The sequence below is a fragment of the Micromonospora sp. WMMD723 genome (assembly GCF_049863385.1).
Classification (GTDB): domain Bacteria; phylum Actinomycetota; class Actinomycetes; order Mycobacteriales; family Micromonosporaceae; genus Micromonospora; species Micromonospora wenchangensis.
The window spans coordinates 4,244,822-4,271,104 of sequence record NZ_JBMKNR010000001.1; the positions used below are offsets into that span (position 1 = coordinate 4,244,822).

Annotated in this window: 20 protein-coding genes; 11 read left to right on the plus strand and 9 right to left on the minus strand. The window is 73.4% G+C overall.

Annotated elements, in window-relative coordinates:
• Positions 1 to 43: 43 nt before the first annotated feature.
• From ACN261_RS18735 to ACN261_RS18750, 4 genes are all read left to right on the plus strand, one after another.
• Positions 44 to 2,080: a DUF6077 domain-containing protein gene (locus tag ACN261_RS18735; protein WP_425851293.1), complete on the plus strand. Its 2,037-nt coding sequence runs from the start codon at positions 44 to 46 to the stop codon at positions 2,078 to 2,080.
• Positions 2,081 to 2,296: 216 nt separating this feature from the next.
• Positions 2,297 to 4,051, plus strand: a complete 1,755-nt coding sequence (locus tag ACN261_RS18740; protein ID WP_425851295.1) for a CDP-glycerol glycerophosphotransferase family protein — start codon at positions 2,297 to 2,299, stop codon at positions 4,049 to 4,051.
• 167 nt (positions 4,052 to 4,218) lie between these two features.
• The gene (locus tag ACN261_RS18745; RefSeq protein ID WP_204927976.1) at positions 4,219 to 4,875 is read left to right on the plus strand and encodes a response regulator transcription factor; all 657 of its coding nucleotides are present in this window, start codon (positions 4,219 to 4,221) and stop codon (positions 4,873 to 4,875) included.
• Between the two features lie 10 nt (positions 4,876 to 4,885).
• Positions 4,886 to 6,307, plus strand: a complete 1,422-nt coding sequence (locus tag ACN261_RS18750) for an ATP-binding protein (RefSeq protein ID WP_425851297.1) — start codon at positions 4,886 to 4,888, stop codon at positions 6,305 to 6,307.
• 4 nt (positions 6,308 to 6,311) lie between these two features.
• Here ACN261_RS18750 and ACN261_RS18755 read toward each other — a convergent pair whose 3' ends face one another.
• The 3 genes from ACN261_RS18755 to yaaA all read right to left on the minus strand — a co-directional run bounded on the left by ACN261_RS18755 (position 6,312) and on the right by yaaA (position 8,924).
• Positions 6,312 to 7,274: a TAXI family TRAP transporter solute-binding subunit gene (locus ACN261_RS18755; RefSeq protein WP_421486640.1), complete on the minus strand. Its 963-nt coding sequence runs from the start codon at positions 7,272 to 7,274 to the stop codon at positions 6,312 to 6,314.
• An 86-nt stretch (positions 7,275 to 7,360) separates the two neighbouring features.
• A complete protein-coding gene (locus tag ACN261_RS18760) occupies positions 7,361 to 8,026 on the minus strand; it encodes a hypothetical protein (RefSeq protein ID WP_425851300.1) in 666 nt (221 codons plus the stop codon).
• Positions 8,027 to 8,123: 97 nt separating this feature from the next.
• Entirely contained in the window at positions 8,124 to 8,924 is an 801-nt protein-coding gene (yaaA, locus tag ACN261_RS18765) for a peroxide stress protein YaaA (protein WP_425851301.1), read from the minus strand.
• A 159-nt stretch (positions 8,925 to 9,083) separates the two neighbouring features.
• Between yaaA and ACN261_RS18770 the strand changes: the two genes are divergently transcribed.
• On the plus strand, positions 9,084 to 10,124 hold the full coding sequence (locus ACN261_RS18770) for an App1 family protein (RefSeq protein WP_357932909.1): 1,041 nt from the start codon (positions 9,084 to 9,086) through the stop codon (positions 10,122 to 10,124).
• Positions 10,125 to 10,157: 33 nt separating this feature from the next.
• Here the strand turns inward: ACN261_RS18770 and glgB are convergent, their stop codons facing one another.
• Together glgB and ACN261_RS18780 are read right to left on the minus strand one after the other, a co-directional pair.
• Positions 10,158 to 12,260, minus strand: a complete 2,103-nt coding sequence (gene glgB, locus ACN261_RS18775) for a 1,4-alpha-glucan branching protein GlgB (protein ID WP_425851304.1) — start codon at positions 12,258 to 12,260, stop codon at positions 10,158 to 10,160.
• On the minus strand, positions 12,248 to 14,476 hold the full coding sequence (locus tag ACN261_RS18780) for a maltotransferase domain-containing protein (RefSeq protein ID WP_425851306.1): 2,229 nt from the start codon (positions 14,474 to 14,476) through the stop codon (positions 12,248 to 12,250). The genes glgB and ACN261_RS18780 overlap by 13 nt, the downstream gene beginning before the upstream one ends.
• Positions 14,477 to 14,669: 193 nt before the next feature.
• Here ACN261_RS18780 and ACN261_RS18785 point away from each other — a divergent pair, with 193 nt between their 5' ends.
• Both ACN261_RS18785 and ACN261_RS18790 read left to right on the plus strand, forming a co-directional pair.
• Positions 14,670 to 14,945, plus strand: a complete 276-nt coding sequence (locus ACN261_RS18785) for a hypothetical protein (RefSeq protein WP_425851308.1) — start codon at positions 14,670 to 14,672, stop codon at positions 14,943 to 14,945.
• Between the two features lie 61 nt (positions 14,946 to 15,006).
• Positions 15,007 to 15,318 (plus strand): hypothetical protein, encoded by a 312-nt coding sequence (locus ACN261_RS18790; RefSeq protein ID WP_421486647.1) that lies wholly within the window; start codon positions 15,007 to 15,009, stop codon positions 15,316 to 15,318.
• Positions 15,319 to 15,766: 448 nt separating this feature from the next.
• On the opposite strand, the gene glgA is transcribed toward ACN261_RS18790, so the two are convergent.
• On the minus strand, positions 15,767 to 16,969 hold the full coding sequence (gene glgA / locus ACN261_RS18795; protein ID WP_421486648.1) for a glycogen synthase: 1,203 nt from the start codon (positions 16,967 to 16,969) through the stop codon (positions 15,767 to 15,769).
• A gap of 95 nt (positions 16,970 to 17,064) precedes the next feature.
• Between glgA and glgC the strand changes: the two genes are divergently transcribed.
• The 4 genes from glgC to ACN261_RS18815 all read left to right on the plus strand — a co-directional run bounded on the left by glgC (position 17,065) and on the right by ACN261_RS18815 (position 22,823).
• Positions 17,065 to 18,297: a glucose-1-phosphate adenylyltransferase gene (gene glgC, locus ACN261_RS18800; RefSeq protein ID WP_421486649.1), complete on the plus strand. Its 1,233-nt coding sequence runs from the start codon at positions 17,065 to 17,067 to the stop codon at positions 18,295 to 18,297.
• Positions 18,298 to 18,371: 74 nt separating this feature from the next.
• Positions 18,372 to 20,009: a phosphoglucomutase (alpha-D-glucose-1,6-bisphosphate-dependent) gene (gene pgm, locus ACN261_RS18805; protein ID WP_425851311.1), complete on the plus strand. Its 1,638-nt coding sequence runs from the start codon at positions 18,372 to 18,374 to the stop codon at positions 20,007 to 20,009.
• 158 nt (positions 20,010 to 20,167) lie between these two features.
• Positions 20,168 to 21,475 (plus strand): hypothetical protein, encoded by a 1,308-nt coding sequence (locus ACN261_RS18810; protein ID WP_425851312.1) that lies wholly within the window; start codon positions 20,168 to 20,170, stop codon positions 21,473 to 21,475.
• Positions 21,476 to 21,539: 64 nt separating this feature from the next.
• Positions 21,540 to 22,823: a hypothetical protein gene (locus ACN261_RS18815; RefSeq protein ID WP_425851314.1), complete on the plus strand. Its 1,284-nt coding sequence runs from the start codon at positions 21,540 to 21,542 to the stop codon at positions 22,821 to 22,823.
• Between the two features lie 39 nt (positions 22,824 to 22,862).
• Here ACN261_RS18815 and ACN261_RS18820 read toward each other — a convergent pair whose 3' ends face one another.
• Genes ACN261_RS18820 through gmd form a run of 3 tightly spaced genes read right to left on the minus strand, consistent with a single transcriptional unit; the run spans position 22,863 to position 26,196 of the window.
• Entirely contained in the window at positions 22,863 to 23,987 is a 1,125-nt protein-coding gene (locus tag ACN261_RS18820; RefSeq protein ID WP_425851316.1) for a DegT/DnrJ/EryC1/StrS family aminotransferase, read from the minus strand.
• A complete protein-coding gene (locus tag ACN261_RS18825) occupies positions 23,984 to 25,186 on the minus strand; it encodes a glycosyltransferase (protein ID WP_425851318.1) in 1,203 nt (400 codons plus the stop codon). The genes ACN261_RS18820 and ACN261_RS18825 overlap by 4 nt, the downstream gene beginning before the upstream one ends.
• Positions 25,183 to 26,196 (minus strand): GDP-mannose 4,6-dehydratase, encoded by a 1,014-nt coding sequence (gene gmd / locus ACN261_RS18830; RefSeq protein WP_425851320.1) that lies wholly within the window; start codon positions 26,194 to 26,196, stop codon positions 25,183 to 25,185. The genes ACN261_RS18825 and gmd overlap by 4 nt, the downstream gene beginning before the upstream one ends.
• Positions 26,197 to 26,283 lie beyond the last annotated feature (87 nt).

Genomic DNA, 26,283 nt, shown 5'->3' on the forward strand with positions numbered 1-26,283 from the left:
CGCACCACCCCCCACCGGGCCGGCCGCCGGACGACCGCGGCCCGTGCACCGGTTGCGGTCGGCGCTCGCCGCCGCCCCGGCCGTCATCACCGACGCGGCCGTGCTGGGCTTCGCGCTGTGGACGGTGCTTTACCACGCGTCCTTCCTGTTCGGGCTGCGCCCGTCGGTGACGTTCCTGATCTGGCTGGTCGGCTGCGCCCTGGTCACCGCCCTGGTCGGGGTGCGCGCCCTGCGCCGGGCCCGCGTCCCCGCCCCGGCGGGTGCGGCTCCCGACGCCGCCGGGGCACCCGCGGCTTCCGACCCCGTCCCGGCGGGCGGGACGGGCCAGCCGCGCCGCTGGCTGCTGCCCGTGGTCGCCGCCGGGGTGGTCGCCGCCGTCACCGCAGGCCTCGCCGGCACCCCGGCCGGCGACGTGCTCTCCTGGTGGGTCCCGGCCGCCGCCGGCGCGGTCGCTGGCATCGGGGTCATGCTGCTCACCCGGCGGGCGTGGCGGGCCGACGACGCGGACCCACCCGCGCCGCCCGTCCCCACCGCCGGCCAGTCCGGGTTCGCGCTGCTGATCTCGGTCGGGACGGCGATCTCCTCGCTCTACCTGGCCCGCAACACCCCGGACGACGTCTACTACGTCGGCAAGACGGTCTGGGTGGCCGAGCGTGACCTGGTGCCCACCAACGACTTCCTGTTCACCGAGAACGTCGCCCCGGCGATGGGCTCGCTGCCGCCCACCCCGTCGATCGAGGTGTTCGACGGCGCGCTCGCGCACGTGCTCGGCATCCACGGGGCGTCCGCCACCTGGTACCTCGCGCTGCCGGTGATGGCGGTGCTGGCCGTCCTGGCGCTGTGGCGGCTCACCCACCGGTGGGCCCCGCGCCGGCCGGTGCTCGCGTTCAGTGTCGCGGTGACCTACCTCTACCTGGTGGCCGGTTCGGACGCCGCGCTCGGCACCTTCCACCTGCCCCGCCTCTACGAGGGCAAGGGGATGTTCGTCTCGGCGGTCATCCCGCTGATGTGGCTCTACCTCACCGAGTGGTTCGACACCCGGTCCCGCCGTTCGCTGCTGCTCGTGTTCGCCCTCTCGGTCACCGCGGCCGGGCTCACCACCACCTCGGCGATCATCCTGCCGATGCTGGTCGGCGCGGCCGGGCTGGCCATGCTGCTGGTCGGCCGGTGGCGGGACGCGGTGGTCGGCGGGCTCGCCGCCGTGGCGTACCCGGTGGGGGCGATCGTGGTGTCCCGGCTCGTGCTGGGCGGCATGGACGCCGCCGGCGCGGACGACGCCTTCTTCGACGCCGAGTACACCTACCGGCGCACGCTGCTGGTCGGGATCGTCGGGGTGATCAGCGGCCTGGCGCTGTGGTGCGGGCCGCTGCTGGCCCGCCGCCGCACCCCGGCGCTGCTGGCCGCCGGCGCCGCCCTGGTGATGAGCGTGCTGCTGGTGCCCGGCGTGCTGGAGACGCTCGGCGCGCTGACCGGCATCTCCGTGGTGCTCTGGCGGGTGCCGTGGCTGCTCGCCCTGCCGACCCTGATCGGTCTGCTCTGCACGGTGCGCGTCCCGTCGCCGTCGCGGCTGCTGCGCGGCGCGGTCGGCGGGCTGGTCGCCGCCGCGATGGTCACCTCGTTCGCCGTCTGGGCCACCCCGATGTGGTCACCGGACAGCTGGGTGGAGACGCACACCCGCCCCACCTGGAAGCTGCCCCAGCAGCGGCAGCAGATCGCGTTCTGGATCGCCGGGCAGGACCGGCCGGACGGCCTGGTGCTCGCCCCCTCGACGATCATGCGAACCTCACTGATCGTCACCAGCCGGGTCCGGGTCGTCCTGCCCCGCGACTTCTACCTGGTCGAATACGACCTGAACTCCGATTTCGCCAAGGACCGGCTGCTGCTGGCCCACTTCGCCGACGGGCGAGAGAAACCCGAGCGGGTGCAGGTCGCCGCCGCCGTGGAGCGACTCGGCGTGGGCACCATCTGCGTCTACAACGGCAACCGGTACGCCCGGGAGACGGCCGTCGAGCTGGGCTTCACCGAGTTCGCCTCGCGGCGTGGGCCGGGCGCGACGACCTGCTACGGGCGGGCGGGCTGAGCGGCGGTCGCTCCGTGCTGTCCGCCGGGTATCGACTCGTCTGACCGAAATGGACCTGGATACCCGAGCGAGGCCGGGACGTCCTCTCGCGTTAAAGTCGCAGTCACCCGCAGGCCGACCTCCGGTCGGCCGCGGTGGTGCGGTCACGCCCGTCGTACGACGAGGCCGCCGGCCGCCGGGCCCCGCCCGTCATCGATCTCGTAGGGAGCGTCCCCCTTGTTCGGCTCGTTACTGGAACGCACCGGCACCGCCGCCCGAGGCGCGCTGCTGGTGCTGTCCTACCTGGTCATGCTCGTCGCGGGCGGCTTCGGATGGGTGGCCCTGTTCGCCGTGGCCGGGTTGGCGGCCGTCGTCGGCGAGTTCGCCGTCACCCGGTGGTCGCCTCCCTCGGAGGTGCTGCTGGAGAAGGTCGGCCTCAACCGGGGCTACCGGCAGCTCAGCCGCGACCTGGCCAGCGTGCTGCTGGTCGCCGCCACGGTCCCGCTCACCGGGGTCGAGCTGACCTGGCTGCTGGTGCTGCCGGCGGCGGTCTGGGTGACCGCCGTCTTCTCGGGCGCCCTGAACACCATGATCGACCGGCGGAACCCGGTCTCCGCGCTGGTCCGCAACATCGAGCTGGGGCCGATCCGGTCGGCCCCCCGCCCGCCCGGGTGGGTCGCCGCCCTGGCCGGCGTCCCGCTCGCGGTGCTCAACGTGCTGCTGATCCCGGCCGCCGTGGTCGCGGCGGCCCGTACCGACGTCACCGTCATGCTGGTGGTCGCCGCGCTGGCCGCCGGGCTCGCCGCCCTGGTCGGCGCGGTCGTCGCGGTGACCTGGCTGCGGGGGAGGGGCACCGGCAAGAGCCCGGTGCTGCCGGTGCTCCAGCGCTGGATCGACGCCTACCGCCCCGAGGTCGCGCTCTACTTCGCCGGCCCCGCCAAGGACGTCTACCAGGCGAACATGTGGCTGGCCCCGACCGAGGCGCTGCACCAGCGGGCGGTCGTGCTGATGCGCAGCAGGGAGGCGTTCTTCGAGCTGGCCGACACCCGACTGCCGGTGATCTGCGTGCCGACCGGCCCGGACTTCATGAACCTCGAACTGGGCACCGTGCGGGCCGCCCTCTACGCGGCCAACGTCGGCGCGAACATCCACATGCTGCGCGAGCCGGGCATGAAGCACGTGTTCGTCGGCCACGGCGACAGCGACAAGCAGGCCAGCGTCAACCCGTACAGCAAGGTGTACGACGAGGTGTGGGTCGCCGGCCTGGCCGGCCGGGAGCGGTACGCGCGGGCCGCGGTCGGCGTCCGCGACGAGGACATCGTGGAGATCGGCCGGCCGCAGCTCGCCGGGGTGCACACCTTCGGCGGGACCGCCCCGGACCGGCCGTTCACCGTCCTGTACGCCCCCACCTGGGAGGGCTGGCTCGACGACGACCCCTACCACACCTCGCTGGTGCTGATGGGGGAGCGGATCGTCCGGGGGGTGCTCGCCTCGCCGCAGGTGCGCCTGGTCTACAAGCCGCACCCACTGACCGGCTCCCGTTCCAAGGAGGCCCGGGCGGTGCACGAGCGGCTGGTGTCGCTGATCCGGGCCGCCGGCGGTGACCCCGACTCCGGTTCGCTCGACGGCCCCGGGCACCGGGTGGTCACCGGCCGGGTCCCCGCCCTGTTCGACTGCTTCAACCAGACCGACCTGCTGATCAGCGACATCTCCAGCGTGGTGTCCGACTTCGTGCAGAGCCAGCGGCCGTACGTGGTGGCCAACCCGAGCGGGCTGCCGGAGGACGAGTTCCGGCGCGAGTTCCCCACCTCCCGGGGGGCGTACCTGCTCTCCCGGGACTGCGGCGAGCTGGAGAAGATCGTCGCGGTGACCCGGGCCGGCGACGACCCGATGACCGATGCCCGGCGGGAGCTGAAGACCTACCTGCTCGGCCCGGCCGAGGCCAACCCGATGGACCGGTTCCAGGAGGAGATCGCCCGGCTCTGCCGCTGACCGACCACTCTGCGGGACCCGGGCGACGACGCCCCGGGTCCCGCGTCGTTTCCCCCGGCGGTGGCGGCGGCACGCCGTCGTCCTGCGCGGGGCCGCCCACCGTTTCCCCCACGCCGGTGCTTCTGCCACCATTCGCTCGACATCCGTACGACGAATGGGGGCCACCGGTGCGCATCCTGCTGGTCGAGGACGACCGACGGGTGGCCGCCGCCCTCGCCTCGGCGCTGACCCGACGCGGATACGAGGTCGAGCACGCCGCCACCGTCGCCGCCGCGCTCTCCGCCGCCCCCTGCGACCTGGTCCTGCTCGATCTCACCCTGCCCGACGGGGACGGCACGGAGGTGTGCCGGGAGTTGCGGCGGCGCAGCAGCCAGCTCGGCATCATCGCGGTCACCGCCCGGGGCGAGGAACGCGACCGGGTGCTCGGCCTGCGGCTCGGTGCCGACGACTACGTGGTGAAGCCGTTCTCGATGGTGGAGCTGCAGGCCCGGATCGAGGCGGTGCTGCGGCGGGCGGCGCACGCCGCGCCGGCCCGGGACCTGATCGAGGTCGGGTCGGTCCGGATCGACGTGGCCGCCCGGACGGTCGCCGTCGCCGGTCAGCCGGTGGCGCTGACCCGTAAGGAGTTCGACATCCTGCTCTCGCTGGCCCGTCAGCCCGGCACGGCGGTGCCCCGGGACCGCATCCTGCTCGACGTCTGGGGCACCACCTGGGCCGACCGGCACACCGTCGAGGTGCACGTCGGTTCGCTGCGCGGCAAGCTCGGCGACCCCCGGCTGGTGGAGACCGTTCGCGGGGTCGGCTACCGGCTCCGGGGCGAGTGAGGGGCAGCCGGTGCGGCGTCGACTGGTGATCAGCTACCTGCTGCTGATGGTGCTGGTGCTCCTGGCGTTGGAGACGCCGCTCGCGGCGACCCTGGCGTCCCGGGAGACCGACCGGGTCCGCGCCGACCGGCTCGCCGATGCCACCCGGTTCGCCTCGCTGGCCGGGCCGGCGCTGCGCGGCGGCGGGTCCGGACCGCTGACCGGTGAACTCGTCAGCTACGACCAGCTCTACGGCATCGGGGCCGCCGTCGTCGACCGGGACGGCCGGGCGCTGGTGGTGTCGACGAGTTGGCGCACCGGCCGGGACACCCGGGCGGCCCTGGACACCGCCCTGGCCGGGCAGCAGTTCAACGGGCCGGACTCGGTGTGGCCGTGGGTGGACGGTCCGCTGGTGGTGGCGGTGCCGATCAACGACGGCGGTGAGGTGCTCGGCGCGGTGGTCACCGCCACGCCGGTGGCGAAGGTGCGCCGCACGGTGACCGCGTGGTGGCTGCTGCTCGCCGGGATCGGACTGCTCGCCGTGCTGGCCTGCGTCTCCACCGCGTTCGGGCTGGCCGGCTGGGTCTTGCGCCCGGTGACCGAGCTGGACGCGGTGACCCATGAGATCGCCGAGGGGGACCGGGGCGCCCGGGTGCAGGACCGGTGGGGGCCGCCGGAGCTGCGCCGGCTGGCGGCCAACTTCAACCACATGGCGGCGGTGGTCGCCGACGTGATGGACCGGCAGCGGGCCTTCGTCGCGCACGCCAGCCACCAGTTGCGCAATCCGCTGACCGCGCTGCGCCTGCGGGTGGAGGAGCTGGGGCCGAGCGTGGTCGACCAGGACGGCCGGGCCGAGCACCGGCTCGCCCTGGAGGAGACCGACCGGTTGGCGCTGGTCCTCGACGGGCTGCTCACCCTGGCCCGCGCCGAGCGGGAGCAGAACGAACGGGTCACCGTGGACGCGGCGGCGGTGGCCGCGTCCCGGGTCGCCGCGTGGGAGCCGTTGGCCCGGCACCGGTCGGTCACGTTGCGCCTGGTGGCCTCCGGTCCGGCCTACGCCCGGACCGTGCCGACCGCAGTCGACCAGGCGTTGGACGCGCTGATCGACAACGCGATCAAGTTCAGCGGCGACGGCGGTGAGGTGACCGTCGCGGTCCGGCACGCCGACGGGGGCACCGCGCTGGAGGTGCGCGACACCGGGCCGGGGATGACCTCGGGCCAGCTCGACCAGGCCACCGAGCGGTTCTGGCGGGCCCCGGACGCGCAGAACATCGAGGGCGCCGGCCTCGGCCTGACGATCGTGGCGGTGCTGGTGGACGCCTCCGACGGCCGGCTCACCATGCACCCGGGGCAGCCACGGGGGCTGGTCGCCGAGCTGTGGTTCCCCGGCCCGTCCGACACCGACCCTCCGTCGGAGGCCGGTGCCCCCGCCCTGCCCGCCGGGTCGGGCTGAGCGGTCAGGGTTTGGCGGACCGGTACCAGTCGGCCGCGCCCGGGTGCAGCGGCAACGGCGTGGTGGCGATCGCCGAGCGGGGACTCATCCGACCGGCCGCCGGGTGGGCGGCGGCCAGCTCCGACCGGCGTTCCATCAGCAGCCGGGTCACCTCGCGCACCAGGGGCTCGGGCAGGTCCGCCCGGACGATCAGGTAGTTGGGGTTGGCGACGGTGGTGACCGGGTCCACCCCGTACACCGAACGGGGGACGTCCCGGGAGACGTAAACCTCCCGGTAGGCGCGGCGCAGCGGCTCGGTCCACTCGCCGAGGTTCACCAGCCGGATCGAGGTGGCGTCGGCCAGCGCCTTCACCCCGCGTACCGGCAGGCCACCGGAGAAGAAGAAGGCGTCGATCCGGCCGGCGCGCAACGCCGCCACCGAGTCGTCCAGCCCGAGGTGTTCCTGGCGGACCTGGTCCCCGCCGAGCCGGGCCACCTCCAGCAGCCGGGTCACGGTGACCTCGGTGCCGGAGCCGGCGGCCCCCACCGAGACCCGTCGCCCGCGCAGGTCCGCGAGGTCACGGATCGGTCCACCGGCCGTGGTGACCAGGTGCAGCAGGTCGTCGTAGACGCGGGCCACGGCGAGCACCCTCGGCGGGGCGGTCGGGCTGGTGTCGAGCACGTCGGCCTGGGTGAAGCCCAGTTCGGCGGCGCCGGAGCCGACCAGCCGGACGTTCTCGGCGGAGGCGGCGGTGACCACCACGCTGGCCCGGACGCCGGGCAGCTCGCGGTTGAGGACGGTGGCCAGCGACTGGCCGAAGGCGTGGTAGACGGCGGTCGGGCTGCCGGTGGCGATCCGGATCGGGATCGGCTCGTCGGGGGATTCCTGGCAGGCGGCCAGCCCGCCGAGGATCACGACCAGCAGCATCAGCAGCGCCCCGCCGGCGGAGGCGGACCGCCGGCCGCGCCCGGTCCGGCTACGGCTCACGCGGTGCACTCTGCGCCGTCACCGGCTCCGGCGCAAGCTCGGGCCGCCGGTGACCGCCGGATCGGTGCGCGCTGTGGTGGCCGGTGTCAGACCAGGGTGGGGGTCCGGGCGGGCGCCAACGCGGCCCGTTCCATGATCCGCAGCCGGTCCGGTCCGTCCGCGACGCTCACCACCAGGCAGCCGGCCCCCGGGCGCAGCAGCGCCGGCACCTCCAGCAGCGCCGCCGAGCGGATCAGCACGGCGGCGAGTTCCCGGTCGGCCAGCCGGATGCCGAGGATGTGTCGCCGGACGTGCCGGCCGCCGGCCAGCAGGGCAGAACGCCAGGCGGCCGAGGCGAGCCGGGTCCGCCAGGCGGCCCTCGGGGTGGAGGACCCGACGGCCGGCCCGAGCAGTTCCCGGCGTCCCTGCCGCCAGCCCGTCTCCCGCAGCAGCGTGAACCCGGCGCGGTGATCCGCCGGCACGTGCAACCGGTGCAGCTCGTACCGACGCCGCAGGCCACCGGTGACCACCTCGTGCTCGACGGGGACGTCGAGCCGGGCGAGCAGTTGCCGCATCCGCAGCGCGGCGTCCTCCCGGTTGAACTCCACGGCCCCCCGCTGCGGCGGCGTGGGGGCGTGCGGGCGGGCCGTCGGTGCCGGGGTGCAGCGCACCAGGCAGGCCACCTCGAACGCGTCGGCCAGGGTCAGCCAGTCCAGCGGGGGTGGGGACGACGGGAGGCGTGGCCGGTCGAGCAGGCGGGGTTCGGAGGTCATCGGACCGCTCCTTCTCGACGGGGGATTCCCCTAACGGTCGCCTGCCGGTCGGCCCGCCTCCAGCCATCGGCACCGGATTTGAGGAAATCTTGCGTTCCTAGAGTTCGGTCACCACCACGTCGATCTGCCGGGGCCGCCCCGCCCTCACCGGCTGCTCCTCGACCGGATACTTCAGGTCACGCAACGCGCCGATCAACGCGGTCGCGGTCCGCGGCCGGGCCCCGGCCAGCAGCAGGTCACGGACCAACCGCCCCTTGGTGGCCTTGTTGAAGTGACTGACCACCGTGCGTTCGCCCGGCCGGCGCTCGTGCAGCACCCGCACGGTGACCGTCCGACCGGCCAGCTCCGCCGGCGGCGTCCAGGTCGCCGCGTAGGCGGCGGAGCGCAGGTCCAGCACCGGGCCGCTGCCGGCCGCCGCCGTCAGCACCGGTGACAGCACCCGCCGCCAGTACGCCGACAGCGCCCCCACCCCCGGCAACCGCGCCCCGATCGGGCACCGGTACGGCGGGATCCGGTCGGCGAGTCGGACCGCGCCCCACAGGCCCGAGCTGACCAGCACGGTGCGGCGGGCCGTCCGCAGCGCCCCGGGCGGCAGGGTGGCCAGGCCGAGCGCCTCGTAGAGCACCCCGGTGTAGACCTGCCCGGCGGGTGCGGTGGCGGCCCGGTCCAGCCGGGCGTTGCGGGCCAGCTCGCCCCGCTGCCCGGCGGTCAACCCGAGGGCGGCCAGGGCGGCGTCCGCGGCGGCGTCGGACCCGCCGGTGGCACAGAGCGTCATCAGCGCGCCCAGCACCTCCTCGCGGGCCGGGGTCAGCTCGGGCAGGCAGAGCCGGGTCAGGTCGAGCCGACGACCGGTGCCGGCGTCAGCCTTGCCCTCGGAGGGCGGCAGCAGGATTAGCACCGGCACAGCGTACGGGCCGGGGTCGGCGTCCCGGCCGGACGGCGCTCGGGCCGCTCCCGCTCCCACCCTGGTCGTCGGCCCGGCGTGTTGCCGGTGTCGCCGGCCGACTACCAGGGCGCTCGCCTGGCCGCTTCCGGACACCTGTGGCAGGGTTGCACCGTGCCCTCCACCACCGCGAGCCAGCTGGCCGTACCCACCCTGCACCGGGCCGCGCGGATCGAGGACGCCCTGCACCAGCTGGTGGAGCGCCGGCTGCGGCGCACCGGGTGGCAGCCCAACATCGTCGCGTACGCCGGTTACGGCGCCCCCGGCTGGGCTCGGGTGCTGTGCCGGGTGCTGCTCAGCCGCCCCGACCGGCGGCAGGGGCGGCTGGAGAAGGTCCGTGGCTGGCGCAGCTTCGCCACCCTGCCCGCCAAGCACGTCGAGGTCACCATCGAGGCGGGTGGCAGCGTGCACACCGCCCAGGCCGACCGCAGCGGCTTCGTCGACACCGTGGTCAAGGCCGACTTCACGCCCGGCTGGGCATCGGTGCGGCTGCGGGTCGCCGACGCCGAACCGGTCGAGGCGCTGGTCCGGGTGATCGACCCGGAGGTGCGCCTGGGCATCCTCTCCGACATCGACGACACGGTCATGGTGACCGCGCTGCCCCGGCCCATGCTGGCCGCCTGGAACACCTTCGTCCTCGACGAGCACGCCCGTACGGCGGTGCCCGGCATGGCGGTGCTCTACGAACGCCTGGTCACCGCCCACCCGGGCAGCCCGGTGTTCTACCTGTCGACCGGCGCGTGGAACGTCGCGCCGACGCTGACCCGGTTCCTGTCCCGGCACCTCTACCCGGCCGGCCCGCTGCTGCTCACCGACTGGGGGCCGACGGCCGACCGCTGGTTCCGCAGCGGGCGGGAACACAAGCGGGCCACCCTGGCCCGGCTGGCCACCGAGTTCCCCGACGTGCGCTGGCTGCTGATCGGCGACGACGGCCAGCACGACCAGGAGATCTACCGGGAGTTCGCCGCCGCCCACCCGGAGAACGTCGCCGGGGTGGCGATCCGCCGGCTCTCCCCGACCCAGTCGGTGCTCGCCGGTAGCCTGCCCGTGCCGAACGACCGGCCGTCCTCGGCGGGGCCGGTGGGGCAGAAGTGGCTCTCCGCCCCCGACGGGGCCGGCCTGTGGAAGCTGCTCCGCGACGCCGGCCTGGTCTGACCACCGGCCCGACCGGCGTCCCGTGCGGTCGGTTCAGTCGCGGCGCAGCCAGAGCACGCCGAGCGGGGGCACCCGCAGTGACACCGAGGCGGGCAGGCCGTGCCAGGGGACGTCCTGGGCGTGTACCGCGCCGAGGTTGCCCACCCCGGACCCGCCGTAGTGGTGGGCGTCGGTGTTGATCACCTCGGTCCAGGTGCCGGCGGCCGGCAGGCCGACCCGGTAGTCCTCCAGCGGGCTCGCCGAGAAGTTCGCCACGCAGACCAGGGTCGCGCCGTCCGGGGCGATCCGGACGAAGGAGACCGTGTTGTTGGCGACGTCGTCACCGGCGATCCAGCGGAACCCGGCCGGGTCGGTGTCCTGCGCCCACAGCGCCGGGGTGCCCCGGTAGGCGGCGTTGAGGTCGGCGACCAGCCGCTGCACCCCGGCCCGCGCCGGATCGTGCAGGAGATACCAGTCGAGGCCGCGTTCCTCGCTCCACTCCCGGTCGTCGCCCAGCTCGCAGCCCATGAAGAGCAACTGCTTGCCCGGGTGCGCCCACATGTACGCCAGCAGCGCCCGTACGTTGGCCAGCCGCTGCCAGGTGTCGCCGGGCATCTTGCCGGCCAGCGACCCCTTGCCGTGCACCACCTCGTCGTGGCTGATCGGCAGCACGTAGTTCTCGCTCCAGGCGTACGCCAGCGAGAAGGTGAGCTGATGGTGGTGGTGCTGCCGGTAGATCGGGTCCTTCGCGGTGTAGAGCAGGGTGTCGTGCATCCAGCCCATGTTCCACTTGAAACCGAAGCCGAGCCCGCCGTCGGCGGTGGACCGGGTGACCCCGGGCCAAGCGGTGGACTCCTCGGCGATCATCACCACCCCGGCGTGGTGCTTGTAGACGGTGGCGTTGACCTCCTGCATGAAGGCGATCGCCTCCAGGTTCTCCCGACCGCCGTGCTGGTTGGGCAGCCACTGCCCGTCGGGGCGGGAGTAGTCCAGGTAGAGCATCGAGGCGACCGCGTCGACCCGCAGGCCGTCGACGTGGAACTCGTCGCACCAGTAGAGCGCGTTGGCGACCAGGAAGTTGCGGACCTCGCGGCGGCCGAAGTCGAAGACGTACGTGCCCCAGTCGGGGTGCTCGCCGCGACGCGGGTCGGGGTGCTCGTAGAGCGGGGTGCCGTCGAAGCGTGCGAGGGCCCACTCGTCCTTGGGGAAGTGCGCGGGCACCCAGTCCAGCAGCACCCCGATGCCGGCGGCGTGCAGCCGGTCCACCAGGTACCGGAAGTCGTCCGGGTCGCCGAACCGGGAGGTGGGCGCGAAGTAGCCGGTGACCTGGTAGCCCCAGGAGCCGCCGAACGGATGCTCCATCACCGGCAGGAACTCCACGTGCGTGAAGCCCATCTCGGTGACGTACGCGGTGAGCTGGTCGGCCAGTTCCCGGTAGCCGAGGCCGGGCCGCCACGAGCCGAGGTGCACCTCGTACACGCTCATCGGTTCCCGGTGCGGCTGCCGGCGGGCCCGCCGCTGCAGCCACTGCGCGTCGGTCCACTCGTAGCGGGACCGGTGCACCACCGAGGCGGTGGCCGGCGGCACCTCCGCGTACGCGGCCATCGGGTCGGCCTTGTCCCGCCACCGCCCGTCGGCACCGAGGACGCGGTACTTGTAGCGGGCGCCCTCCGGTGCGCCGGGCACGAAGATCTCCCAGACGCCGCTGGACCCGAGGCTGCGCATCGGCCAGCCGTCGTCGGGACCCCAGCCGGTGAAGTCGCCGACCACGCGCACCCCACCGGCGTTCGGGGCCCACACCGCGAAGGCGACGCCGCCGTCGCGGACCTGCGCGCCGAGCGCCTCCCAGAGCCGCTCGTGCCGGCCCTCGCCGATCAGGTGCAGGTCCAGCTCGCCGAGGGTCGGCGGGTGACGGTACGGGTCGTCGGTGACCCACCCGTCGACGTCGACCCGGTAGTCGAGCACGCTGCCCTCGACGCGGGCCTCGAAGACGCCGACGTCGTGCACCCGCTTCATCGGGTGCCGGTCGTCGCCGACGAGCAGCGCCACGTCACCGGCGCCCCGCCGCAGGGTGCGGATCGTGGTCCACCCGTCGGCGGGGTGCGCGCCGAGCAGGGCGTGCGGGTCGTGCGTCGCGCCGGCGATCAGCTGGTCCATCGGTCGTCCTTCGAGGCGGGGTCGGTCGGGGTGCTGCCGTGCGGGGCACGGCCGGTCCTGGTGCCGCCGGCCCTGGCGCGGCGGGTCCTGGCGGGGCCGGGTGCGGGGAGGTCGGTCGCGGCGGGGCCGGTCGGCTGGTCGGCCTCCGGGGCGGGGGTGGTCGGCGCGGTGCCGCCGGAGAGTTCGGCGGGCACCTCCGTCACGGTCAACCCGACCGGTTCCGCGCCGGCCGGAATCTCGGCCGGCGGCGTCGGCGGGCGGCGGACCGTCAGCACGTGCGCGGGTTGCAGGTACGGGTCGAGCCGGACCGCGTTGCGCTGGCCCCACTCGTAGCCGGCCCCGGTCAGCTCGTCGTGCACGGTGAACCGTTCGTGCCAGTCGAAGCCGAGCGCCGGCATGTCCAGCGTCGTGTTGCCCCACTGCACCGTGTGCGAGTCGAACGAGCAGACCACGATGACCGTGTCGCCGGTGTCCGGGTCGTGCTTGGACCAGCAGAGCAGTGCCGGGTTGTCGATGTCGTGGAAGACCAGGTTGCGCAGCTGGTGCAGGGCCGGGTGCTTGCGGCGCACCCGGTTGAGGGTGGCGACGAACGGGGCGAGCGAGCGGCCGTGTGCCTGCGCGCCGGCCCAGTCGCGGGGACGCAGCTCGTACTTCTCGTTGTCGAGGTATTCCTCGGCCCCGGGGCGGGCGACGTGCTCGAACAGCTCGAACCCGGCGTAGATCCCCCAGGACGGGCTGAGCAGCGCGGCGAGCACCGCCCGGATCTTGAACATCGGCGGTCCGCCGTGCTGCAACGACTCGTGCAGGATGTCCGGGGTGTTGGGCCAGAAGTTGGGCCGCATCCAGTCGACCGAGGCGACCAGCTCCTCGCAGTACTCCCGCATCTCGGCGGCCGTCGTCCGCCAGGTGAAGTAGGTGTACGACTGGGTGAAGCCGATCTTGCCGAGCCCGTGCATGATCGCCGGCCGGGTGAACGCCTCGGCCAGGAACAGCACGTCCGGGTCGGTGCGCTTGACCTCGGCGATCAGCCAGTGCCAGAAGTCGAACGGCTTGGTGTGCGGGTTGTCCACCCGGAAGATCCGGACGCCCTCGCCGATCCAGTGGCGCACCACCCGCAGCACCTCGGCCCGGATGCCCTCGGGGTCGTTGTCGAAGTTGACCGGGTAGATGTCCTGGTACTTCTTCGGCGGGTTCTCCGCGTACGCGATGCTGCCGTCGGCGCGGGTGGTGAACCACTCCGGGTGCTCGGTCACCCAGGGGTGGTCGGGGGCGCACTGCAACGCCAGGTCCATCGCCACCTCCAGCCCCTGCTCGGCGGCGGCGGCGACGAAGTCGCGGAAGTCTTCAGGCGTACCCAGGTCGGGGTGGATGGCGTCGTGGCCGCCCTCGGCCGCGCCGATCGCCCACGGTGAGCCGACGTCGTCGGGGCCGGCGGTCAGCGCGTTGTTGCGGCCCTTGCGGTTGACCCGGCCGATGGGGTGGATCGGCGGCAGGTAGAGCACGTCGAAGCCCATCGCCGCGACCCCGGGCAGCCGGTCCATCGCGGTGACGAAGGTGCCCGAGCGGGCCGGGGCGTCGACGGTGGCCGGGATCGCGCCCTCGGAGCGGGGGAAGAACTCGTACCAGGCGGAGAAGAGCGCCCGGGGGCGGTCGACCCAGAGCAGGTGCGGGGTGCCGGTGGTGACCAGTTCCCGCACCGGGTGGGCCCAGAGCAGGTCGGCCAGGTCGAGGGCCGGGGCGACCCGGCGGGCCAGCTCGGCCTGCTCGTCGCCCAGCGCCTTCACCGCCGCCGTGACCCGCCCGGTCGCGTCGGCCGGTACGAGGTCCAGGGCGGCGGTCAGCACCCGCACGCCCTCGGCCAGGTCGTTGGCCAGTTCGGCCGCGCCCTGCCCGGCGGCGACCTTCTTGGTCACCGCGTTGTGCCAGGTCAGGTACGGGTCCTGGAACGCCTCGACGGTGAACGACCACTCGCCGACGGCGTCCGGCCGGATGGTGGCGTGCCAGCGGTCCTGCCCCGGCTCGCCCGGCCGCATCCGGGTGAACGGGCGGGTCGCGCCGTCGGGGCCGTGCCAGACCACGTTGCAGCCGAGCGCGTCGTGCCCCTCCCGGTAGGCGCGGGCCGACACCGGCACCAGCTCGTCGACCACCGCCTTGGCCGGGTAGCGACCGCAGGCGACGACAGGGGAGACGTCTTCGATCGGGAACCGTCCGCTCACCCGCTCAACCTACTGTGCGAGATCCCCTCGCGCTCAACCAAGCGTCCCCTTCGCCCCGCTCCGGCGCTGCCGCCCAGGTCCGGACACATGGCGTTGCCGTGAGATCACCACGTGTGTATGGTCGGCCGGGTCAATCGACAGGTCGCAATCTGGAGGTAGGATGAATCGGCTCAAATCACGCGCGGCTACCCTCGTGGCGGGCGCTGCCGTCGCCGGCCTCGTCGCGGCCGCGGTGCCCGGCACCGCCGCCCAGGCCGGTTACTACCAGTACCGCAAGTGCTCCAACGCCGCCTCCCTCTCCTTCTTCGTCGACAGCACCTCGTCGACGACGCGGTGGCCGCACCAGATCGGCCACAACAACGTGATGTACGCGGCGCAGGAGGCCAACGGCCGCTACCACGTCTCGCTCTGGGACACCTCGGGCGACACCAACGGGTGGGTCAGCACCGCCTGGGTCCGCGCCTGCTGAGCGACCCGACGCCGACGACGGCACGGCCCCGCCCCACCCATCCGACGACCCGGAGGTATCCATGAGCACGATCGGCAAGCGCACGGTAGCCCTGCTGACGGCGACCGCCCTGACCAGCCTCGGCGCGACCGTGGCGACCGGTGGCGCCGCCCAGGCGGCCTACTACCAGTACAGCAAGTGCTCCACCGCCAGCACCCTGTCCGTCTTCGTGGACAGCACCTCGTCGACCACGAAGTGGCCGCACTCGGTCGGCTACAACACCCGGATGTGGGCGGCGCAGGAGGCCAACGGCCGCTACCACGTCTCGCTGTGGAACGCCTCGGGTGACACCAACGGGTGGGTCAGCACCGCCTGGGTCCGGCCCTGCTCGTAGCTCTGCCCACCGCAGGCGTCCGTCCTGGCCGTCGTTCTCCGGCGGTGCCGCCGCGTCGGCTGGCATCCTTCTGCCAGCCGGGCACGTCGTAGGTGCGAGCGGCGGGCAGGGGTGCCGTCTCCGACGACGATCCTGAGGGCGCGTCGACGGTCATGGAACCTGTCCGCGTTTGGCGACACTGTCGTCGGAGACCTGTATGCCTGTCAGGCATAAATATGCCTGACAGGCATACAGGTCTCTTGGGGGTGGTAGCCGTCGGGTGACGATCCAGCCGCGCTCCAGGATGGGGAGGGCGTAGCGGACCGGCCAGGCGCTCGACCGGTGGTGCTGTGGTCACCGGGGCCGCCCTCGGCGAGGTCACGGCGGCGTCGGTACGCCATGAGCGGCTGGTGGCCGGCGACGAGTGGCGGCGGCTGCCCCCTGAGCACCGGCCGCGGACCTGCCCCTTCTATGCCCGCAGCGAGCGGTACAGCTCCAGGGTCTGGATGGCGATGGCGTCCCAGGAGAAGTGCTCGACGGCCCGCTGCCGACCGGCGAGACCGAACGCCTCGGTGCGCTTCGGGTCGGCCAGCAACCCGTTGATCGTCGCGCCGAGGTCGGCGACGAAGCGGTCCGGGTCCAGCGGGTTGCCGGAACCGTCGCCGGCCTGCTCGATCGGCACCAGCAGCCCGGTCTCGCCGTCGGCGACCACCTCCGGGATGCCGCCGGTGGCGGTCGCCACCACCGCCGTCTCGCAGGCCATCGCCTCCAGGTTGACGATGCCCATCGGCTCGTAGACCGAGGGGCAGACGAAGATCGTGGCGTGGGTGAGCACCTGGATCACCTCGGGCTTGGGCAGCATCTCGGCCACCCAGACCACCCCGGACCGGTTGGCCCGCAACTCGGTGACCAGCTCCTGGACCTCGGCGGCGATCTCCGGGGTGTCCGGGGCACCGGCGAGCAGCACGAGCTGGGTGTCGGTGGGCAGCTCCCGGGCCGCCCGCAGCAGGTACGGCAGGCCCTTCTGCCTGGTGATCCGCCCGACGTAGACCACGCTGGGGCGGGCCGGGTCGATGCCGAGCCGGTCCAGCACGTCGGTGCCGTGGTCGGGGGCGTACTGGGCGGTGTCGATGCCGTTGTAGACCACCCGCACCCGGTCGGGGTTCACCGCCGGGTAGGCGGTCAGCACGTCCCGGCGCATCCCGGCGCTGACCGCGACGATCGCGTCGGCGGACTCCATCGCCGTCCGCTCGCACCAGGAGGAGAGCGCGTAGCCGCCGCCGAGCTGCTCGGCCTTCCACGGGCGCAACGGCTCCAGGCTGTGCGCGGTCACCACGTGCGGCACCCCGTACAGCAGCTTGGCGGTGTGCCCGGCCAGGTTGGCGTACCAGGTGTGGCTGTGCACCACGTCGGTGCCGGCGCACCCGGCGGCCATCGCCAGGTCGACGCCCATGGTGCGCAGCGCGGCGTTCGCGCCGGTCAGGCTGGCGGGCTCGGGGTACGCGGTGACGCCCGGCTCGTCGCGGGCCGCGCCGAAGCAGTGCACCCGGACGTCGGCGAGCCGGCGCAGCTCCCGGGCCAGGTACTCGACGTGCACCCCGGCCCCGCCGTACACCTCCGGCGGGTACTCGCGGGTCAGCAGGTCCACGCGCAGCGGGGCGGAGTCGGTCATGCCCGGCACCCTAGTGCAGAATCCGGCCGCGCACCGGTCGCGGAACTGTGCCCGTACGAGTGGTGAAGTCGCAGCGGTATGGATAGCGTCGGGTCATGGCTGCCAAGGTGCTCGCGATCGTCCTGGCCGGCGGAGAGGGCAAGCGCCTCATGCCGCTCACCGCGGATAGGGCCAAGCCGGCCGTCCCGTTCGGCGGGATGTACCGCATGGTCGATTTCGTCCTGTCCAATCTGGCGAACGCCGGCTTTCTCAAGATCGTCGTGCTGACCCAGTACAAGTCCCACTCGCTGGACCGGCACATCACCAAGACGTGGCGGATGTCGACGCTGCTCGGCAACTACGTCACGCCGGTGCCGGCCCAGCAGCGCCGGGGCCCGTGGTGGTTCGCCGGCTCCGCCGACGCGATCTACCAGAGCTTCAACCTGATCAACGACGAGCAGCCGGATTACGTGATCGTCTTCGGCGCCGACCACATCTACCGGATGGACCCCAGGCAGATGGTCGACGACCACATCGCCTCCGGCGCGGCGGTCACCGTCGCCGGCATCCGCCAGCCGCTGTCGATGGCCGACCAGTTCGGCGTGATCGAGGTCGGCGAGGACGGCAAGCGGATCCGGGCGTTCCGGGAGAAGCCCACCGACGCGGTCGGCCTGCCCGACGCCCCCGACGAGATCTACGCCTCGATGGGCAACTACGTCTTCTCCACCCGGGCGCTCTGCGAGGTCGTCGAGCGGGACGCGGCCGACAAGACCAGCAAGCACGACATGGGCGGCAGCATCATCCCGATGCTCGTCGAGCGGGGCGAGGCCAACGTCTACGACTTCAAGGACAACGAGGTGCCCGGCAGCACCGACCGGGACCGGGGCTACTGGCGGGACGTGGGGACGCTCGACTCGTTCTACGACGCGCACATGGATCTGATCAACGTGCACCCGGTGTTCAACCTCTACAACTTCGACTGGCCCATCTACACCGACCAGCCGCCGTACCCGCCGGCGAAGTTCGTCCACCAGTGGGGCGAGCGGGTCGGTCGGGCGGTCGGCTCGATGATCTCGCCCGGCGCGGTGATCTCCGGCTCGCTGGTGGAGAACTCGGTGGTCTCGCCCAAGGTCAAGGTGCACTCCTGGGCGCAGGTCGACGGCGCGGTGCTGATGGAGGGCGTCGAGATCGGCCGGCACGCGGTGGTCCGCCGGGCCATCCTCGACAAGAACGTCTTCGTGCCCGAGGGCGCCGAGATCGGGGTCGACCTGGAGAAGGACCGGCAGCGCTACACGGTCTCCGACAACGGCGTCGTCGTCATCGGCAAGGGGCAGCGCGTCGAGCCCTGAGCCCGGGTGTGTGACCCGGCCACCACCGGGGAAGACAGCGCACCCGCCCCGTACCACCCGAGGAGGTTTCCGCAGTGGCCCACCCCCGTGCCGGACAGCCCGCCGAGCCCGCCGACCTGGTCGACGTGCCCCAGCTGGTGACCGCCTACTACGCGGAGCACCCGGACCCGGACGACCCGGCGCAGCAGGTCTCCTTCGGCACCTCCGGCCACCGGGGGTCCAGCCTGCGCAACGCGTTCAACTCCGACCACATCCTCGCCGTCACCCAGGCGCTCTGCGACTACCGCCGCAAGCAGGGTCTGACCGGGCCGCTCTTCCTGGCCCGGGACACCCACGCGCTGTCCGCCCCCGCCGAGGCCGACGCGCTGGAGGTGCTCGCCGGCAACGGGGTGACCGTGCTGCGGGACAGCCGTGACGGCTACACCCCCACCCCGGCGCTGTCGCACGCCGTGCTCACCCACAACCGGGGGCGCACCGACGGGCTCGCCGACGGCATCGTGATCACCCCCTCGCACAACCCGCCCGACGACGGTGGCTTCAAGTACAACCCGACCAACGGCGGGCCCGCCGACACCGACGTCACGAGGTGGATCCAGGACCGGGCGAACGCGATCCTGGCCGCCGGGCTCAAGGAGGTCAGACGCATCCCGTACGCGCGGGCGCGCGCCGCCGACACCACCGGCACCTACGACTTCCTCGCCGGCTACGTCGACGACCTGCCGTCGGTGCTCGACATCGACGCGATCCGCGACGCCGGGGTGCGGATCGGTGCCGACCCGCTCGGCGGGGCCAGCGTCGCCTACTGGGGCGAGATCGCGCAGCGGCACCGCCTCGACCTCACCGTGATCAACCCGCTGGTCGACCCGACCTGGCGGTTCATGACCCTCGACGGCGACGGCAAGATCAGGATGGACTGCTCGTCGCCCAACGCGATGGCGTCGCTGATCGCCGCCCGGGACCGGTTCCAGGTCTCCACCGGCAACGACGCCGACGCCGACCGGCACGGCATCGTCACCCCCGACGGGGGCCTGATGAACCCCAACCACTACCTGGCGGTGGCGATCGGGCACCTGTTCCGTACCCGGTCGCAGTGGGGTCCGGCGGCGGCCGTCGGCAAGACCCTGGTCTCCTCCTCGATGATCGACCGGATCGCCGCCGACCTGGGCCGGCCACTGCTGGAGGTGCCGGTCGGCTTCAAATGGTTCGTCCCCGGGCTGCTCGACGGCACGGTCGGCTTCGGCGGCGAGGAGAGCGCCGGGGCGTCGTTCCTGCGCCGCGACGGCAGCACCTGGACCACCGACAAGGACGGCATCCTGCTCTGCCTGCTCGCTGCCGAGATCATCGCCACCACCGGCCGGACCCCGAGCGAGCACTACGCCGCGCTGACCGAGCGCTTCGGCGCGCCCGCGTACGCCCGGATCGACGCCCCGGCCAGCCGGGAGCAGAAGGCGGTGCTCGGTCGGCTCTCCCCGGAGCAGGTCACCGCCACCGAGCTGGCCGGCGAGCCGATCACCGCCACCCTGACCAGCGCCCCCGGCAACGGCGCGTCGATCGGCGGGCTCAAGGTGACCACCGAGTCGGGCTGGTTCGCCGCCCGCCCCTCGGGCACCGAGGACGTCTACAAGATCTATGCCGAGTCGTTCCAGGGTCCGGAGCACCTGGCCCGCATCCAGGACGAGGCGAAGTCCCTGGTCGACGAGGTGCTGGGCTAGCAGCCGGACGACGTCGTCGCGCCCCGCCGGTCACCGCACGGTGACCGGCGGGGCGCAGTCGTCCGCGCCCGTTCCCGGGGTTTTCTCCCCGGGAGCGTGTCGCCACCCCCGCTGGCTCGTTGCGCAGGGGGCGGCCGAAAACGAGGGGGAAGCAGCTGATGACCTGGTCCAGGGTGGCCCCCGACCCTGGATCGACGATCGGCCAGCCCGCCCCCCACGTGACCCGTCCGGTCGGTGGTGACCGGACGGCACGCCGGCGGGAACTCGTCGGTGGGCTGCTGCGCTGCTATCCGGTCACGTTCCTGCTGCTCGCGCCGTACGTGCTGCTGATCCTGCCGATGGCGGTGTTCTACGGCAACCCGCAGACCGGCTTCATCGTGTCCCTGCTGGGGCTGGCGTTGCTGGGCAGCGTCACCGTCGAGACGGTCGGCCTGCTCTTCGGGCGGCCCGATCCGCAGTGGCGGCAGGGCATGCGGCAGGCGACCGCCCGGTATCCGTACATCTATCCGGTGGCCCGGCTGGTGACGCTGACCAGCATCGCCGCCGACCTGCTGGGTGCCTACCTCGGCCGGGGCAGCATCGTCGCGCAGATCTACGGTGAGCTGCCGGACGCGCCGATGGCGGCGCTGACCAAGCTCTTCTCCGGCTGGGGCGCGCTGGGCTTCGCGCTGCTGGTCGCCAGCCACCTGGGCGGGCGGTTGTCCCGGCCGAAGCTGTACGGCTGGCTCGGCGCGCTCGTCGCGACCCAGGTGGTCGTCACCCTGCTGACCGCCCTCACCGCCCCCCTGATCGCCTTCGGTTTCTTCGTGGCTGCCGCCGGGGTGGTGTGCGGCGTGTTCCGGGTGCGGCACCTCCTGCTCGGCACGGTGGTGCTGGTGCTGTTGTGGCCGTCGATGTTCGAGTACCGCAACGGCATCCGGGAGGACCAGGGAATCGCGGTGGACAGCGCGGTCACGTCGACGGACCGGCTGCGGCTGGACCGGCAGTTGACGGCCGCCGCCGGCATCGAGGTTCCGGTCGACCTGGGTCAGCCCGACCTGACCGACCACCTCCGCTACGGCCTGGTGCCCCGGATTCTCGACCCGGACCGGCCGGCCCTGTCGACGGGACAGCAGATCAACCAGTTCCTCGGCGGCGGGCCGACGTCCGCCTCCAACTTCCTGCTGCTGGGCAACATCTGGTTCTTCGACGGTCCCGTCGGGGTGGTGGCCGTACACGCCTTCTGGGCCGGGTTCGTGGCGTTGCTGCTGCGCTGGCGGGGCCGCCCCGGCCCGGCCAGGTTGAGCCTGTTCTGCCTGGTCTGCTCCGACGTGCTGCTCTGGTCCGGGACCTACCCCGACTCGACCATCGGTTTCCTGCAACACGTGGTGTCGGCGATGACGGTCTTCTTCCTGCTGTGGCTGACCCGCACCATCGCCGCCCGGTCCACCCGCCGCATCCCCCGCCCGGCGGGCAGTCCGGAGTGATCCGGGGGCGACCGGCCGACCTCGCCGGTGGGCGGGTCCGGTGAGCGTCCGGGCCGGGGCTCCGGTGACCGGACGCGGTGCCGCCGCGGACCGCCCCCGGTCCGGCCGCCGCGCCCTGCTCGCGCTGGTCGTCGGGGGGCTGTCCAGCGGGGGCAACCTGTTGGTGGCGGTCACCGTCACCCGGCTGGAGTCGATCGGCGGGGTGGGCGAGTTCGCGCTGGCCTTCTCGTGTTACGTGCTCGGCTCCGGGCTGGCGCGCAGCATGGTGACCGAGGCGACGCTGGCGGCGGGGACGGGCGTCCCCTCGGCCACCCGCCGGGTCGTCCTGCTCGGCGTGCTCTGCGGTGGCCCGGTCGGTGCCGCCGGGGTGGCCTACGGGTCGCCCTATCTGGTCGGGGTGGGCCTCGCCCTGCCGGGCCTGGTGCTCTACGACCACGCGAAGGCGGTCGCCGTCGGGCTCGGCGTCCCGTCGGGCGCGCTGTGGCAGGAGGCGACCTGGGGGGCGGTCACCGGCTGCGCCGCGCTGGCCGGCCTGCTCGGCCTGGTCGACGCGCCGTGGGTGGTGGCCGGCTGGGCGGTCGGCGGCGGCGTGGTGGGCGTGGTCGTCGCGGTCCGGCGCGGCTACGTCCTGCGGCCCGGCTGGTACGTCGACCGGGCGCAGCGCCGGGTCGCGCTGGGATTCGGTACGCAGTTCCTGCTCACCACCGGGTCGGCGCAGGTGTCTCTCAGCGCGGTGGCCGCCTTCGCGGGCACCCCGGTGGTCGGCGCGTTGAGCGCCGGGCGGACCCTGCTGGGGCCGGTGAATCTGCTCCTGTCCACCGCGGCCACGCTGACCCTGCCCTACCTGGCCCGCACCCGTACCGCGTCCCGCTCGGTCCGGTCCCGGGCGGCCGTGCGGGTCTCGCTGCTGGTGGCCGTCGGTGTCCTGCCGATGACGGCGGCGGTCGCCCTGCTGCCCGACCCGCTGGGCAGGATGCTGCTCGGCGGCAACTGGGAACCGGCCCGTAGCCTGCTGGTGCTGCTGGCGCTGGAGAGCCTGTTCGCGGTGCCGGCCGCCGTCGGCTTCGCCGGGCTGCGGGTGGAGCAGGCGAGTCGCCGGGCGATCCTGCTCGGTGTCCTGCTGGGCGGGCTGCGGGTGCCGGTGGTCGTCGGTGCGGCGGTCCTGGGTGGGGCGGTCGGCGCGGCGGGCGCTCTCGCGGCGTTGGCCCTGGTCAGCGCGGTCGCCTGGGCGGGCAGCTACCTGCTGCTGCTGCGGCGGGTGGCCGGGCACACGCCGGCCCACCGGTGGGATGCCCGGTCCTACCCGCCGGCACACCGTCGACGCCATCCGGTCCCGCCCATGGGCTGATCGGGGGCGGGACCGGATGGCGTCGGCCGGGACGACCGCTCAGCCGACGGCCGCCAGCGCGGCGCGGACGCGTTCCACCACCGTCTTGACCCCCGGCTCGGTCAGCTCCGGATACGTGGGCAGGTTGATGCCCCGCCGGCTCAGGTCGGCGGTCACCGGGCAGTGCGCCGCCGGATCGTGGTGGGCGGGCAGCTCGGGGATCGGCACGAAGAAGGGCCGGGTCTCCACGCCGAGCCGGTCCAGCGCCAGCGCCAGCGCGTCCCGGGAGGTGGCGTCCCCGGCGGGCCCGACCAGGAAACAGGCCATCCACGGCGCGCGGCGGACGCCGGCCAGCACCGGCTGGGCCGACAGCGCCGGCTCGTCGGCGAGCTGCGCCTCGTAGCCGGCGACCACCGCGTCCCGCCGGGCGACGATCTCGTCGGCCCGGTCGAGCTGGGCGCAGAGCAGCGCGGCGGACAGGTTCGTCATCCGGTAGTTGTAGCCCAGCACCGGGAAGTAGTACCGCCGCCGCGGGTCCATGCCCTGGTTGCGCAGCAGCCGCATCCGCTCGGCCAGCGCGGCGTCGGAGGTGGTCACACAGCCGCCCTCGCCGGCGGTGATCACCTTGTTGCCGAAGAACGAGAAGGTCGTGGCGTCGGCCAGGGAACCGGTCGGCTCCCCGTCGAGCGTGGCCCCGAAGGACTCGGCGGCGTCGGCGACCAGGAGCAGGCCGTGCCGGTGGCACAGCGCACGCAGGGCCGGGTAGTCGGCGGGGTGGCCGTACAGGTCGACGGCGACGACCGCCCGGGTCCGTGGCCCGATCGCCGCGGCGACCGCGGCCGGGTCGACGCACCAGCTCTGCGGCAGGACGTCCACGCAGACCGCCCGCGCCCCGCAGTACGCGACGGCGTTCGCGGTCGCCACGTAGGTCAGCGCGGGCACGATGACCTCGTCACCCGGACCGATCCCGGCGGCGGCGAGGACGAGGTGCAGGGCGACCGTGCCGTTGGCGGTGGCGACCGCCGTGCCGGTGGCGCACCGGCGGGCGAAGCGGTCCTCGAAGTCGGTGAGGAAGGGGCCCTGGGAGGAGACCCAGCCGCTGCGCACGGCCTCGACGACGTACCGTTCCTCCAGGTCGGTCAGGCTCGGACGGGCCACCGGATAGCGGTCGTCGGTCAGGCTCACGAGGGTTCCTCCCCGGTCAGCTCGGCGGCGAACGCCGAGCGCGGCATCGGTCCGGGCCGGCCGTCGGCCACCCAGCGCAGCACGTCGAGGTAGTCGCCGCCGGTCGCCGTCCAGGTGCGGGTGGCCAGCCGGCCGTCGGCGTGCCGGGCGGCGGCGGCGTAGTGCGCCCGGTCGGCCAGCAGCCGGTAGACCGCCTCGGCCAGCGAGGCGGGGTCGGTGGCCCGGAAGACGGCCGCCTCGGCCCCGGTGAACTCCAACTGTGCCAGCAGCGGTTCGGCGTCCGCGCAGGCGACGGGCAGGCCCCAGCTGAACGCCTCCAGCATGGCACCGCTCGCCGCCTCCCACAGCGACGGGATCACCACCGCGTCGGCGCGGGCGTAGAGGGCGTTCAGCTCGTCGAGGGTGACGAACCCGGGGAAGGAGACCCGACCGCGCAGGTCGGGCTGTGCGGCGCGGGCGAGCAGCCGACTGGCGTCCGGCTCGACCAGCGGCCCGGGGCAGACCAGCCGGCACTGCGGGAGCAGCGCCATCGCCTCCAGCAGCGTCGCGTGGTTCTTGTGGGTCGCGGTGGACGACGGGTAGAGCAGCAGACCCGGTTCGGGGTGCGCGGTGGCGCGGTCGGGCGCGGGTTGGAACGTCGGGGTGGGGATGAGCGCGGTCCGCTCCGCCGCCTCGGGGAACAGCCGCAGCGCCTCCCGGTACGGGTGCGGCCAGGTGACCACCACGGCGTCGGCGCGGGCCACGTTCTCCCGGACCACCGCGGCGAAGCCGGGGGAGTGGAAGGCGGCCCGCAGGTGCCGCAGGTCGTGCACGACGACGACGGACGGGCCGGGGCCGATCGGGGCGCTGTGGAACGGGTGGAGCGTGACGTCCGCGCCGCGCTGCCGGGGCACCGAACGCTGCCGGACCGCGTTGACCGCCCGGCGTACGGCGACCGAGTCGCGGACCCGGGTCGGTGTCCACCGGCGCAGCAGCTGCCCGCCGGCGGTGTCCGAGCGCAGCGGCTGGGTGACCTCGGCCCAGCCGAGCCGGTCGGCGGGCACCCGGCCGCGCCACCGGTCGAGGGTGCCCCGCAGGACGTTCACCCGCAGCTCGCAGGACGTGTCGGCGGCCATGCCGGTGAGCAGGCCGTAGGTGAACGCCTCGACGCCGGCGGCGTGGCCCGGCCGGATGGGGGTGGCCTCGACGGTGATCCTCATCGGTCCACCCGCACCAGGCGCCCCATCCGCTCGTCCTCCAACAGTTGCCGGTCGGCGTCCACCATGATCCGTACCAGGTCACCGAAGAGGGTCTTGGGCGCCCAGCCCAGCCGCCTGCGGGCCTTGGTGTAGTCGCCGATGAGCGCGTCGACCTCGGCCGGGCGGAAGTAGCGGGGGTCGATCTCGACGTACCGTTGCCAGTCGAGCCCGACCCGGTCGAAGGCGGCCTCGACGAACTCCCGCACCGAGTGCCCCTCGCCGGTGGCCACCACGTAGTCGTCGGGGGTGTCCTGTTGCAGGGACAGCCACATGGCCTCGACGTACTCCGGGGCGTAGCCCCAGTCCCGGACGGCGTCGAGGTTGCCCAGGTAGAGCTTGTCCTGGATGCCGGCCTCGATCCGGGCGACCGCACGGGTGATCTTGCGGGTGACGAAGTTCTCGCCCCGCCGGGGGCTCTCGTGGTTGAACAGGATGCCGTTGACGCAGAACATGTCCCACGACTCGCGGTAGTTGACCGCCGTCCAGTAGGCGTAGACCTTGGCGCACGCGTACGGGCTGCGGGGGTGGAACGGGGTCTGCTCGCGTTGCGGGGGCGGGGCGGAACCGAACATCTCCGACGAGGACGCCTGGTAGAAGCGGCAGTCGACGTCGGCCGCCCGGGCCGCCTCCAACATCCGCAGGGCGCCGAGCCCGGTGACGTCGGCGGTGTAGCCGGGGATGTCGAAGGAGACGCGGACGTGGCTCTGCGCGCCGAGGTTGTAGATCTCGTCCGGCCGGATGTCGCGGATCAGCGCGGTCAACGACGCCGGGTCGGACAGGTCGCTGTAGTGGAGGAACAGCCGGGCCTCGCCGTCGCGGGGATGGACGTCGACCCGGTCGATCCGTTCGGTGTTGAACGAGGACGACCTTCGCTTTATCCCGTGCACCGTGTAGCCCTTGTCGAGGAGGAACTCGGACAGATAACTACCGTCCTGACCGGTGGTGCCGGATATGAGTGCCACTCGCGACATGGGGGTCCTCTCGGGGCGGGTCAGATGTGTTTCCGTCGACTTCCTTATACCGGCTCGCACCCTGCTGCCTGCGGGTTTCACGGCTAA

Bases quoted from the DNA above. Each gene is read 5' to 3' on its own strand.
- ACN261_RS18760 (WP_425851300.1), bottom strand. From the start codon at position 8,026: ATGACCTCCGAACCCCGCCTGCTCGACCGGCCACGCCTCCCGTCGTCC.
- glgB (WP_425851304.1), bottom strand. From the start codon at position 12,260: ATGGACCAGCTGATCGCCGGCGCGACGCACGACCCGCACGCCCTGCTC.
- ACN261_RS18790 (WP_421486647.1), top strand. From the start codon at position 15,007: ATGAGCACGATCGGCAAGCGCACGGTAGCCCTGCTGACGGCGACCGCC.
- glgA (WP_421486648.1), bottom strand. From the start codon at position 16,969: ATGACCGACTCCGCCCCGCTGCGCGTGGACCTGCTGACCCGCGAGTAC.
- glgC (WP_421486649.1), top strand. From the start codon at position 17,065: ATGGCTGCCAAGGTGCTCGCGATCGTCCTGGCCGGCGGAGAGGGCAAG.
- ACN261_RS18810 (WP_425851312.1), top strand. From the start codon at position 20,168: ATGACCTGGTCCAGGGTGGCCCCCGACCCTGGATCGACGATCGGCCAG.
- ACN261_RS18825 (WP_425851318.1), bottom strand. From the start codon at position 25,186: ATGAGGATCACCGTCGAGGCCACCCCCATCCGGCCGGGCCACGCCGCC.
- gmd (WP_425851320.1), bottom strand. From the start codon at position 26,196: ATGTCGCGAGTGGCACTCATATCCGGCACCACCGGTCAGGACGGTAGT.